The organism is Enterobacter sp. DTU_2021_1002640_1_SI_PRY_ASU_LCPMC_013, from assembly GCF_032389435.1.
Lineage (GTDB): Bacteria > Pseudomonadota > Gammaproteobacteria > Enterobacterales > Enterobacteriaceae > Enterobacter > Enterobacter hormaechei_C.
Genome location: NZ_CP135594.1, coordinates 2,858,772 through 2,870,542, shown reverse-complemented (window position 1 = coordinate 2,870,542; position 11,771 = coordinate 2,858,772). Strand labels below are relative to the sequence as shown.

The following is an 11,771-nucleotide window of genomic DNA, read 5'->3' as shown; positions in this document are numbered from 1 at the left end:
TGAAGGTTAGCGATAAAAAACGCTTAGTTAATCATTGTGGTGACTGTGTTATGGTCATCAAAAACTCAAACGTGTAGAAGTCAAACAAATGAAAATAACCATCTCCGGAACAGGCTATGTTGGTCTCTCAAACGGTATTCTGATTGCACAAAACCATGAAGTGGTTGCGCTGGATATCGTGCAGGCAAAAGTGGACATGCTTAACCAGAAGAAGTCCCCGATCGTCGATAAAGAGATTGAAGAATACCTCGCGACCAAACCGCTGAACTTCCGCGCTACCACGGACAAAGAAGATGCTTACCGCGATGCGGATTTCGTCATCATCGCCACGCCAACCGACTACGATCCCAAAACCAACTACTTCAATACCTCTACCGTTGAAGCGGTGATTAAAGACGTTACGGCAATCAACCCGAACGCAGTGATGATCATCAAGTCGACAATTCCAGTGGGTTTCACCAAATCGATTAAAGAAGAGTTGGGTATTGATAATGTCTTCTTCTCGCCGGAATTTCTCCGCGAGGGCAGGGCGTTATACGATAACCTGCACCCATCCCGTATCGTGATTGGCGAGCGTTCCGAGCGTGCAGAGCGTTTTGCTGCTTTGCTTCAGGAAGGCGCAATCAAAAAAGATATTCCGGTGCTGTTCACCGATTCCACCGAGGCAGAGGCGATTAAGCTTTTCGCCAATACCTATCTGGCGATGCGTGTGGCTTACTTCAACGAACTTGACAGCTATGCCGAGAGCTTAGGTCTGAACACCCGTCAGATCATCGAGGGCGTGTGTCTTGACCCGCGTATCGGTAACCATTACAACAATCCGTCCTTCGGTTACGGTGGCTACTGCCTGCCAAAAGATACCAAGCAGCTGCTGGCAAACTATCAGGCGGTGCCGAACAACCTGATTTCCGCCATTGTGGATGCCAACCGCACGCGTAAGGACTTCATCTCGGATTCCATTCTGGCGCGTCAGCCGAAAGTGGTGGGCGTGTATCGCCTGATCATGAAGAGCGGTTCCGATAACTTCCGCGCTTCTTCCATTCAGGGGATCATGAAGCGTATTAAGGCGAAGGGCGTGCAGGTCATTATTTATGAACCGGCCATGCAGGAAGACGAGTTCTTCCACTCCCGCGTCATTCGCGATCTGGATGCGTTTAAGAAAGAAGCGGATGTAATTATCTCCAACCGTATGGCGGAAGAGCTGGCGGACGTGAAAGATAAAGTCTATACCCGCGATTTGTTCGGCAGCGACTGATTAAAATCGTGATATAAAAAAACCCGGCAATCTGCCGGGTTTTTTGTTTTTAAACGTTATAGAAGTTGCGGTACCAGTCGACGAAGTTTTTCACGCCTTCTTTGACTGAGGTTTGTGGTTTAAACCCAATAACGTCATACAGCGCTTTGGTGTCCGCACTGGTCTCCAGCACGTCCCCCGGCTGGATCGGCATCATATTTTTCACCGCTTCCTTGCCCAGCGCCTCTTCAAGCGCGGTGATGTAATCCATCAGTTCGACAGGTGAACTGTTGCCGATGTTATACACGCGATACGGGGCAGAGCTGGTTGCTGGCGAACCGGTTTCGACTGTCCAGTCGGCATCGGCCTGAGGAATGACGTCCTGTAGGCGAATAATCGCCTCCGCAATATCATCGATATAGGTGAAGTCGCGCTTCATCTTGCCGTAGTTGTATACGTCGATGCTGTTGCCTTCAATCATGGCTTTGGTGAATTTGAACAGCGCCATGTCCGGTCGGCCCCACGGGCCATAGACGGTAAAGAAGCGCAGGCCAGTGGTCGGAAGGTTATACAGATGCGAATAGGTATGCGACATCAGCTCATTGGCTTTTTTGGTTGCCGCATACAGGGATACCGGATGGTCTACGGAGTCGTCGGTAGAAAACGGCATCTTACGGTTGAGGCCGTAAACAGAGCTGGATGAAGCATACAGAAGATGCTGAACCTTGTTGTGGCGACAGCCTTCCAGCACGTTCAGGTGACCTACCAGGTTAGCATCAGCGTAGGCATGCGGGTTTTCCAGCGAGTAACGCACGCCCGCCTGTGCGGCAAGATGGATTACGCGGTCAAATTTCTCATTGGCGAAGAGCGCAGCCATGCCCTCGCGGTCCGCTAAGTCCAGCTTGTGGAAGGTGAAACTCTCGGATTTGAGCAGTTCGAGACGAGCGAGCTTGAGGTTAGGGTCATAGTAATCATTCAGATTATCCATCCCAACAACTTCATGCCCTGCATCAAGCAGGCGCTTGCTGACATGAGAACCGATAAAGCCCGCCGCGCCCGTTACCAGAAATTTCATAGCTTCCCTCATTCACAGTGTTCTTGTTGATGCCCCAGACATCAGAATCCGACTATGATAGCGCGTCGCCTTGAACTTACATAACCCATCTTTCCGATATAACTCATCGGATTCTTATAGAAAATTCTTCAGCAACAGATACACTAAGGGAACAAGATTATTTTTGCCCTTTTTCATCTGTTAGGGATTGTATGACGCAAAACAACAATAACCTGGTCGCACGTAACAATGACCCGGAGCAAATTGATTTACTTGATGTAATGCTACAGCTGTGGCGTGGTAAGTGGGTAATAGGGGCTTTTATTGCTGCTTTTATCGTTCTTGCTGGCGTTTACATCACTGTAGCCAAAGAGAAATGGACGTCATCAGCCATCATAGCCCAGCCTGATGCGGCACAAATCGCCACCTATTCCAATGCATTGAATATCCTCTATGGCGGGGCAGCTCCCTCCATGTTAGACATTCAGAATCGTGCTATTGGACGTTTCAATTCCTCCTTCTCGGCATTAGCTCAGGCGCTGGAGAATCAGGAAGATCCGGAAAAACTGACTATTGAGCCTACCGTTAAAGGACAAAGTTTGCCTTTAACCGTAAGCTATCAGGGCGAATCCGCTGAAGCAGCTCAAAAGCAATTAGCTCAGTACATTCAGCAGGTTGACGAGCAGACGGCAAAAGAACTGACGCTTGATCTCAGAGATAACCTCAAGCAGCAGATCACAACCCTGAACGACTCCCTCCAGAATCAGGAGAAAGTTGCTCAGGAGCAGAAAGATCTACGCATCAAGCAGATTACTGAGGCGCTGAAGAACGCAGAAGCCGCTAAGATCACCACTCCGCAGCTTCAACAGACTCAGGATGTTACTCAGGAAACCATGTTCCTGTTGGGTACCGTAGCGCTCAAGTCAATGGTTGATAACGAAGCGTCTCGCCCGCTGGTCTTCTCAGGCGCTTACTACCAAACCAAACAAAATTTACTGGATATTCAGAACCTCAACGTTAACCCAGACACTATTCACGTCTATCGTTACGTCATGAAGCCGAACCTGCCTATCCGACGCGACAGCCCGAAAATTGCTATTACCCTCATCCTTGCAGTACTGCTCGGCGGAATTATCGGTTCTGGTGTCGTCCTCGGCCGTAACGCGCTGAGAAACTACAAGCCAAGAGCCTGATTTACACACAAAAAAAGACCGGGTCTCCCCGGTCTTTTTTTATTTATGTCGTTTCCGCAAATTCTCAATCACCGTCGTTAAATCCAGCTCCTGATCCTGAAGCAGCACCAGCAGGTGATACATCAAATCCGACGCTTCGTTCGTCAGCTCCTCCCGGTCATGCACGGTGGCCGCCAGCGCCGTTTCAACACCTTCTTCACCCACTTTCTGCGCAATACGCTTGGTGCCGCTGGCGTACAGCTTCGCCGTGTACGAGCTCTCGGGATCTGCTGATTTACGCTCTGCCAGCAGCTGTTCCAGCTGATAGAGGAACAGCCACTGGTGGCTCGCCTCGCCAAAGCAGCTGCTGGTGCCTTTGTGACAGGTAGGCCCAATCGGGTTGACCAGCACCAGCAGGGTGTCGTTGTCGCAGTCTGGCGTAATGCTGACCACATTCAGGAAGTGACCCGAGGTTTCCCCTTTCGTCCACAGGCGCTGTTTGGTGCGCGAGAAAAACGTCACCTTGCCGCTGTCGATCGTTTTTGCCAGTGCCTCCTGGTTCATGTATCCCAGCATCAGCACTTCGCCTGAAACGGCATGCTGTACAACCACCGGCAGTAATCCGTCAGTTTTTTCCCAGTCCAGCTGCGCCTGTTGTTGCTCTGTTAACATACCCTGATCTCCACGCCCTGGTCGGCCAGGTACGTTTTTAACTCACCAATATTGATAATCTGTTTGTGGAACACGGAGGCCGCCAGCGCGCCGTCTACGTTCGCATCGCGGAAGGCTTCCAGGAAGTGTTCCATGGTGCCCGCGCCGCCGGAGGCAATCAGCGGAACCTGGCAGACCGCGCGCACTTTTTTCAGCTGCTCGAGGTCGTAACCGTTGCGTACGCCGTCCTGGTTCATCATGTTCAGCACGATTTCACCCGCACCGCGTTTTTGTACTTCCTGCACCCAGTCCAGCGTCTCCCATTGGGTGACGCGCGTGCGGCTTTCATCGCCGGTGTACTGGTTAACGTGATATTTGCCCGTCGCGGTATCAAACCAGGTGTCGATCCCCACGACAATGCACTGCACGCCAAAGCGGTCCGCCAGACGCGTAATCAGCTCCGGATCTGCAAGCGCAGGGGAGTTAATCGAAATTTTGTCCGCACCGAAAGAGAGAATTTTCGCCGCATCGTCAGCAGATTTAATCCCGCCCGCCACGCAGAAGGGAATATCAATCACCTCTGCCACGCGCGCCACCCAGCTTTTGTCCACCACGCGGCCATCGCTGGAGGCGGTGATATCGTAAAATACCAGTTCGTCTGCGCCTTCTTCGGCATAACGTTTTGCCAGGGGAACGATGTCGCCAATGATCTCGTGGTTGCGGAACTGCACGCCTTTTACAACCTGACCATCACGCACGTCCAGGCAGGGAATTATCCGTTTTGCCAGCATTGAATCGCCTCCTTCACCGTAAATTTGCCTTCAAGCAGCGCGCGACCCACGATCACGCCACGTACAGCGGTTCCGCGCAGAGCGGCGATATCCGCCAGGTCGCCGATACCGCCAGAGGACTGAAACGCCACCTGCGGATAACGCGCGCAAACCTCTTCATACAGCGAGACGTTAGAGCCTGCGAGCGTACCATCGCGTGAAATATCCGTGCACAGGACGTGCTTCAGCCCTACGGGGAGATACATCCCGACCAGCTCTTCCAGCGTTACGCCGGAGTTTTCCTGCCAGCCGCTGACCGCGACCTGCTTGTTACCCTGCGCGTCAATGCGCACATCCAGCGCCAGCACCAGCGCATCCGCACCGAAGCGGCGGAACCAGCCCTTGACACTCTCAGGATCTTTCACAGCGGTCGAACCCACTACCACGCGCGCCACGCCCGCGTCCAGTAAGGCGGCAACATCGGCTTCCGTACGCACGCCGCCGCCCACCTGCACCGGGACGTCCACGCCAGCCACCAGTGTTTTAAGCAGCGGGATCTGGCGTTTGGCCGGATCTTTCGCGCCGGTCAGATCGACCAGGTGCAACACCTCAGCGCCCTCCGCTGCGTAAGCCTGTAACCGCGGCAGCGGATCGTTGCCGTAGTCGCGCTGCTGCCCGTAATCGCCCTGGTGGAGACGAACAACCGTGCCGTCAATTAAATCTAAAGCGGGAATTATCATCACATCTCCAGGAAATTTTTCAGCAGTTGCGCACCGGCGGCGCCGGAGCGTTCCGGGTGAAACTGCACGCCGTAAAAGTTATCTTTCTGCACGGCGGCGGTGAACGCCTCGCCGTAATTGCACTGGGCGATGGTGTAGGCATTCACGGGCATGGCGTAGCTGTGAACAAAATAGAAGTACGCGCCGTCTTCAATACCCTGGAACAGCCTGTTGCCCGCCTTCGGATAAACGCGGTTCCAGCCCATGTGCGGCAGCGGCAGGCCGTGGTCGGTCATTTTCGGCACGTCTTCTTCAATAATGCCCAGCAGATCAACGCCGTTGCTCTCTTCGCTGCGGCGGCCAAGCAGCTGCATGCCGAGGCAAATGCCCAGCACCGGTTGAGTACAGGCTTTGATGAGATCCACCAGCTCGCGCTCATGGATTTGATCCATCGCCGCCTGGGCGGTGCCAACGCCCGGCAGAAAGAGTTTATCCGCGCGCAGCACCACGTCCGGGTCGCGGCTCACCTCTGGCTCGTAGCCGTGGCGCATAATCGCCGACTGTACGGAGTTCAGGTTGGCGCATCCGGTGTCCAGAATCACCACGTTCATTACAGCACTCCTTTCGACGAGGGCAGGGCGTCACCTTCCACGCGGATCGCCTGGCGCAGGGTACGGCCAAAGGCTTTGAACAGGCTCTCGACGCGGTGGTGATCGTTTTTGCCTTTGGTTTTCAGGTGCAGCGTCAGGCCCATAGTGTAAGAAAGCGAGCGGAAGAAGTGTTCCACCATCTCGGTGCTGAGATCGCCCACGCGCTGATAGGTAAAGTCGGCTTTGTATTCCAGGTGCGGACGCCCGGAGATATCCATCGCGCAGCGCGCCAGGCACTCGTCCATCGGCAGAACAAAGCCGAAGCGGTTGATGCCGCGCTTGTCGCCGAGCGCCAGCTTCAGGGCTTCGCCCAGCGCCAGGCCGGTATCTTCCACGGTGTGGTGATCGTCGATATACAGGTCGCCCTTAACGGTGATCTCCATACGGAAGCCGCCATGAGTGGCGATTTGATCCAGCATGTGGTCAAAGAAACCGACGCCGGTGTGGATCTTGCTGCCGCCTTCGCGGTCGAGCCAGACCTTCACGTCGATCTGCGTCTCTTTGGTGTTGCGTTCAACGTGGGAATAGCGGTCGCGTCGGGTGAGCTGCTCGCCAATCATCGCCCAGTTTAGCGTGTCGCGGTTATAGCGCAGGCCCGCAATGCCCATGTTGTCCGCCAGCGTGATATCCGTGACGCGATCGCCGATCACATAGCTGTTGCCTTTATCCAGCGCCTCTTCCGCCAGATAACGCTCAACCAGCTTCACTTTTGGCTTGCGGCAGTCGCACTCGTCGGCAGGCATATGCGGGCAGATCAGCACTTCGTCGAAGGCGATGCCCTGCGAGGTCAGCACCTGCATCATCAGGTTGTGCGGGCCGTCAAAGTCTACCTGCGGGAAGCTGTCGGTGCCCAGACCGTCCTGGTTGGTGATCATCACCAGCTTATAGCCTGCTTTCTGAAGCTTCAGCAGCACCGGGATCACGTCGGGTTCAAACGCCAGTTTGTCGAAACGATCGACCTGAAAATCGCTGGGTGGCTCCGAGATGATGGTGCCGTCACGATCGATAAAGAGATACTTCTGACTCATACTTTCTCCGCTTTCAGGGCGTCAATCACGCGCTGGCTCTCTGCACGGGTGCCGACGGTAATACGCAGGCAGCCGCTCAGGGTAGGTTGTTTATTCTGGTCTCGTAAGATAATGCCCTGATCCCACAACGATTTAAATATCGCGCTTGAGGCGGTGAAGCGCACCAGGATGTAGTTGGTTTCCGAGTCGAACACCTGCTCCACGCACGGAATCGTTTTAAGGGCATCAACAAGATACTGACGCTCTTCCAGGATCTGCGCCACACGCTCGCGCATCGCGCTGATGCCCTGCGGGGCCAGCGCCTGTGCCGCAATATCGGCAACCGGCGTTGAGAGCGGATACGGGGCGATCACTTTCAGCAGCAGGTCGATAACCGCTTTATTTGCCAGCGTAAATCCACAGCGAAGGCCGGCGAGGGCGAAGGCTTTGGAAAGGGTACGCAGCACAACGAGATGCGGATACTCCTCAAGCCAGCCTGTCAGCGTCGCCTGCGGGCAGAACTCAATGTAGGCTTCATCAGCGACGACCAGCGCCTTGCCGCGCGTCATCTCCAGCAGGGTGCGGATATCCTGCGGATGAATAATCTGCCCGGTGGGGTTGTTCGGGCTACAGACAAACACCACCTTCACGCCGTCAAGGTTATCGGCGATGCCCTGCAAATCCAGCTGCCAGTTGTCGAGCGCCTGCACGTTGCGGCAGGCTACGCCAAAGGTTTCGGCGCTGACGCTGTACATCCCGTAGGTAGGCTGGCAGTACATCACCGCGTCTTTACCCGGCTCACAGAAGGCGCGGATCAGCAGCTCAATCCCTTCATCAGCCCCACGGCTGACCAGCACCTGCTCAGGCTTCACGCCTGCATACTGCGCATAGTTCTCGATCACCGCTTTCGGCTGACACTCCGGGTAGCGGTTCAGCGTCTGCTGCGAGAACTCAAAGGCCACCGCCGTGGGATATTCGTTGGCATTCAGCCAGACGTCGCCGTTGCCGCCCAGACGACGCGCAGACTGATAGGGCGTCAGGAGACGGACATTTTCGCGGGCTAATTCTTCGATGTTCATGCTTGCTCCTTCAGGGCGGCAACGCGCAGCGTCACGGCATTTTTGTGGGCAGTCAGGCGCTCGGCGGCGGCCAGGGTTTCAATGGTCGACGCCAGCGAGGCAAATCCCTCGCGGGAGAGTTCCTGCACGGTCATGCGCTTCTGGAAATCCGCCAGCCCCAGGCTGGAGCAGGTTGAGGTATAGCCATACGTGGGCAGTACGTGGTTGGTGCCGGAGGCGTAATCCCCGGCGGATTCCGGTGACCAGTCGCCGAGGAACACCGAGCCTGCGCTGGTTATGCTGTCGACCAGTTCACGCGCGTTACGGGTCTGAATAATCAGGTGCTCAGGACCGTACTGGTTGGAGATGGCGATGCACTGGTCAAGATCGCGGGCCACAATCAGGCGGCTGGCGGATAACGCCTGACGTGCCGTTTCCGCACGCGGCAGGTCAGCCAGCTGACGCTCAACGGCGTCGCCCACGCGTTTGGCCATGTCGGCATCTGGCGTCAGTAAAATCACCTGCGAGTCAGGGCCGTGCTCGGCCTGCGAGAGCAGGTCAGAGGCCACGAAATCCGGTGTAGCGCCGCTGTCGGCAATCACCAGCACTTCAGACGGACCAGCAGGCATATCAATCGCCGCGCCGTCCAGACGCTGGCTGACCTGGCGTTTCGCCTCGGTCACGTACGCATTGCCCGGGCCAAAGATTTTGTCGACCTTAGGAATGGATACCGTCCCGAACGCCAGGGCGGAAATCGCCTGCGCACCGCCCACTTTATAGATCGCCTGCACGCCGCACAGCTTCGCCGCGTACAGGATCTCATCGGCGATCGGTGGCGGAGAGCAGAGCACCACCTTCTGACAACCGGCAATACGTGCCGGGGTGGCCAGCATCAGGACGGTCGAAAACAGCGGGGCAGAGCCGCCGGGAATATAGAGGCCAACGGACGCCACCGGGCGTGTCACCTGCTGGCAGCGTACGCCGGGCAGGGTTTCCACATCCACCGCCTGCAATTTCTGCGCGGTGTGGAAGGTATCAATATTTTTCACCGCGACGGCCATCGCCTGTTTGATGTCATCACCCAGACGATTGCTGGCATCAATGATTTCCTGCTCGGTAACCTGTAACGCGTCGACCTCAGTTTTATCAAACTTCGCGCTGTACTCGCGCAGCGCGTCGTCCCCGCGGGCTTTGACGTTATCGAGGATCTCCGCCACGGTGCGGGTGATGCTCTCCGAGGCGGAAATTGCCGGGCGCATCAGCAACTCGCGCTGTTGCGCGTCGCTACAGGTATTCCAGTCGATGATTGTGTTAAAGCTCATGGTCGTTACTCCATCATCTTCTCAATTGGCAGCACCAGAATGGAACTTGCGCCCAGCGCCTTCAGTTTTTCCATGGTTTCCCAGAACAGGGTTTCGCTGCTCACCATGTGCATCGCCACGCGCTGCTGGTCGCCCGCCAGCGGCAGAATGGTTGGACGCTCAGCGCCCGGCAGCAGGGCAATCACTTCGTCCAGGCGCTCGGTCGGCGCATGCATCATGATGTATTTGGATTCACGCGCCTGAATCACGCCCTGAATGCGGGTCAGCAGCTTGTCGATGAGCTGCTGTTTGGCGTCGGCCATCTCGCCGTCGCGCTGAATCAGGCAGGCTTTGGAGCGGTAGATCACCTCCACTTCGCGCAGGCCGTTCGCTTCGAGCGTGGCGCCGGTGGAGACGAGGTCACAGATGGCATCGGCCAGGCCCGCACGCGGCGCCACTTCAACGGAGCCGTTCAGCAGACAGGATTTAAACTGCACGCCTTTTTGATCGAGGTAACGCTTCAGCAGGTGAGGGTAAGAGGTGGCGATACGTTTGCCGTTCAGCGCGGCCGGGCCGTCCCAGGCTTCATCGACCGGCGTAGCCAGCGACAGGCGGCAGCCGCCAAAGTCCAGACGACGCAGGGTAAAGTAGCGCGGATCTTCGCCCTGCGCGCGGCGGGTTAATAACTCTTCTTCCAGTACGTTTTCGCCGATGATGCCGAGATCAACGACGCCATCCATCACCAGGCCCGGGATATCGTCATCACGTACGCGCAGAATGTCGATCGGCATATTTTCAGCCAGGGCGATCAGGCGCTGGGTGTGCAGGTTGATTTTAATCCCGCAGCGGGCCAGCAGTTCGCGTGAATCGTCGCTTAAACGGCCTGATTTTTGAATAGCTATGCGTAAACGTGAGTTATCTAACATTCTGTGTTCCTCGTTAGCCTGTTTTAACCTGTCTGAATGCGGTCCAAAAAAAAGCCCCCGGAAGAAGATCTTCCGGGGGCTTTTTCATGCGTTCATGCACCACTGGAAGATCCAAACGTCTTCCAGCACACATCGCCTGAAAGACTAGTCAGGATGATGGTGATGATGGTGGTTTTTAAAAGGAACGCGTGTCATATAAATTCTCGTTGAATGCTTATGCATTTGATGTCTTTTAACCTAAACCAGTTGTACGCCATAAAGCAAGGGCTTTTTTTGATCATTAATTCATTTCATATTGATGGTATGAATTGTGCGTTCCACCAGGCTGGCGTAGCCTTATAACAGGCATCGTTAAGCGGAGAATGTAATGAAAAAGGTCGCGATTGTCGGGTTAGGATGGTTAGGAATGCCACTGGCGATGTCATTAGCCGCGAAAGGCTGGCAGGTGACAGGGAGTAAGACCACCCGAGATGGGGTTGAAGCGGCACGCATGTGCGGCATTGATGGTGTCGAGCTGCGTCTCGAACCCGAGCTTATCTGCGATACCGACGAGCTGGATGAACTGATGAATGTGGACGCGCTGGTCATTACCTTACCGGCGCGGCGCAGCGGCCCGGGTGAGTCTTTTTACTTGCAGGCGGTGCAGGAGATTGTCGACAGCGCCCTGGCGCACCATATCCCGCGTATCATTTTCACCAGCTCCACCTCCGTCTATGGCGATATCGACGGTACGGCGAAAGAAAACACCGAGCGCCGTCCGGTGACCGCCAGCGGCCGGGTACTGAAAGAGCTGGAAGACTGGCTGCACAATCTGCCTGGCACGCAGGTGGATATCTTACGTCTGGCCGGGCTGGTGGGGCCGGGGCGTCATCCGGGGCGCTTCTTTGCCGGTAAATCTGCGCCGGATGGCCAGCACGGGGTTAATCTTGTGCATCTTGAGGATGTTATCGGTGCAATTGAACTGCTTTTGCAGGCTCCGAAAGGGGGGCACATCTATAATATATGTGCGCCTTCGCATCCGCCGCGCAGTACCTTTTATCCGCTGATGGCGCGCCAGCTGGGCCTGGCGCCGCCGGTATTCAGCGAGGCGCAGGGGGAACGCAAAGGCAAAATTATTGATGGCAATCGTATTTGCCATGAACTGGGATTTGAATATCAGTATCCCGATCCGCTGGTTATGCCCATGGAATAATTGCGCCGGCGGAGACAATCGCACACCGCAAGGGGGC

Annotated in this window: 13 protein-coding genes and 1 other annotated feature; of the genes, 3 read left to right on the top strand and 10 right to left on the bottom strand. The window is 55.6% G+C overall.

What is annotated here, in order from left to right:
- Positions 1 to 88: 88 nt before the first annotated feature.
- Positions 89 to 1,255, top strand: a complete 1,167-nt coding sequence (gene ugd / locus RS584_RS13840) for a UDP-glucose 6-dehydrogenase (protein ID WP_003859477.1) — start codon at positions 89 to 91, stop codon at positions 1,253 to 1,255.
- Between the two features lie 49 nt (positions 1,256 to 1,304).
- Here the strand turns inward: ugd and RS584_RS13835 are convergent, their stop codons facing one another.
- Positions 1,305 to 2,309, bottom strand: coding sequence for an NAD-dependent epimerase (locus RS584_RS13835; protein WP_315748052.1), 1,005 nt, complete (start codon positions 2,307 to 2,309; stop codon positions 1,305 to 1,307).
- Between the two features lie 191 nt (positions 2,310 to 2,500).
- On the opposite strand from RS584_RS13835, the gene wzzB reads away from it, so the two are divergent.
- Positions 2,501 to 3,481, top strand: a complete 981-nt coding sequence (gene wzzB, locus RS584_RS13830) for an LPS O-antigen chain length determinant protein WzzB (RefSeq protein WP_045348859.1) — start codon at positions 2,501 to 2,503, stop codon at positions 3,479 to 3,481.
- Between the two features lie 39 nt (positions 3,482 to 3,520).
- Here the strand turns inward: wzzB and hisIE are convergent, their stop codons facing one another.
- From hisIE to hisL, 9 genes are all read right to left on the bottom strand, one after another.
- Complete coding sequence (gene hisIE, locus RS584_RS13825; protein WP_017693103.1) at positions 3,521 to 4,132, bottom strand: bifunctional phosphoribosyl-AMP cyclohydrolase/phosphoribosyl-ATP diphosphatase HisIE; 612 nt, start codon at positions 4,130 to 4,132, stop codon at positions 3,521 to 3,523.
- A complete protein-coding gene (gene hisF / locus RS584_RS13820; RefSeq protein WP_003859481.1) occupies positions 4,126 to 4,902 on the bottom strand; it encodes an imidazole glycerol phosphate synthase subunit HisF in 777 nt (258 codons plus the stop codon). The genes hisIE and hisF overlap by 7 nt, the downstream gene beginning before the upstream one ends.
- A complete protein-coding gene (gene hisA, locus RS584_RS13815) occupies positions 4,884 to 5,621 on the bottom strand; it encodes a 1-(5-phosphoribosyl)-5-[(5-phosphoribosylamino)methylideneamino]imidazole-4-carboxamide isomerase (RefSeq protein ID WP_315748051.1) in 738 nt (245 codons plus the stop codon). Before hisA ends, hisF begins: the two co-directional genes overlap by 19 nt.
- Complete coding sequence (hisH, locus tag RS584_RS13810) at positions 5,621 to 6,211, bottom strand: imidazole glycerol phosphate synthase subunit HisH (RefSeq protein ID WP_086524636.1); 591 nt, start codon at positions 6,209 to 6,211, stop codon at positions 5,621 to 5,623. Before hisH ends, hisA begins: the two co-directional genes overlap by 1 nt.
- On the bottom strand, positions 6,211 to 7,278 hold the full coding sequence (hisB, locus tag RS584_RS13805) for a bifunctional histidinol-phosphatase/imidazoleglycerol-phosphate dehydratase HisB (RefSeq protein WP_015572397.1): 1,068 nt from the start codon (positions 7,276 to 7,278) through the stop codon (positions 6,211 to 6,213). The genes hisH and hisB overlap by 1 nt, the downstream gene beginning before the upstream one ends.
- Positions 7,275 to 8,336: a histidinol-phosphate transaminase gene (hisC, locus tag RS584_RS13800; RefSeq protein ID WP_193041882.1), complete on the bottom strand. Its 1,062-nt coding sequence runs from the start codon at positions 8,334 to 8,336 to the stop codon at positions 7,275 to 7,277. Before hisC ends, hisB begins: the two co-directional genes overlap by 4 nt.
- Entirely contained in the window at positions 8,333 to 9,637 is a 1,305-nt protein-coding gene (gene hisD, locus RS584_RS13795; RefSeq protein WP_047728944.1) for a histidinol dehydrogenase, read from the bottom strand. The genes hisC and hisD overlap by 4 nt, the downstream gene beginning before the upstream one ends.
- A 5-nt stretch (positions 9,638 to 9,642) precedes the next feature.
- Positions 9,643 to 10,542, bottom strand: a complete 900-nt coding sequence (hisG, locus tag RS584_RS13790; RefSeq protein WP_000886595.1) for an ATP phosphoribosyltransferase — start codon at positions 10,540 to 10,542, stop codon at positions 9,643 to 9,645.
- Between the two features lie 45 nt (positions 10,543 to 10,587).
- Positions 10,588 to 10,711: a sequence feature (His leader region), on the bottom strand.
- Positions 10,687 to 10,737: a his operon leader peptide gene (gene hisL, locus RS584_RS13785; RefSeq protein ID WP_099516347.1), complete on the bottom strand. Its 51-nt coding sequence runs from the start codon at positions 10,735 to 10,737 to the stop codon at positions 10,687 to 10,689. (Overlaps the previous feature by 25 nt.)
- Positions 10,738 to 10,909: 172 nt before the next feature.
- Here hisL and RS584_RS13780 point away from each other — a divergent pair, with 172 nt between their 5' ends.
- Positions 10,910 to 11,734, top strand: coding sequence for an SDR family oxidoreductase (locus RS584_RS13780; RefSeq protein WP_017383300.1), 825 nt, complete (start codon positions 10,910 to 10,912; stop codon positions 11,732 to 11,734).
- The last annotated feature ends 37 nt before the right edge of the window (positions 11,735 to 11,771 follow it).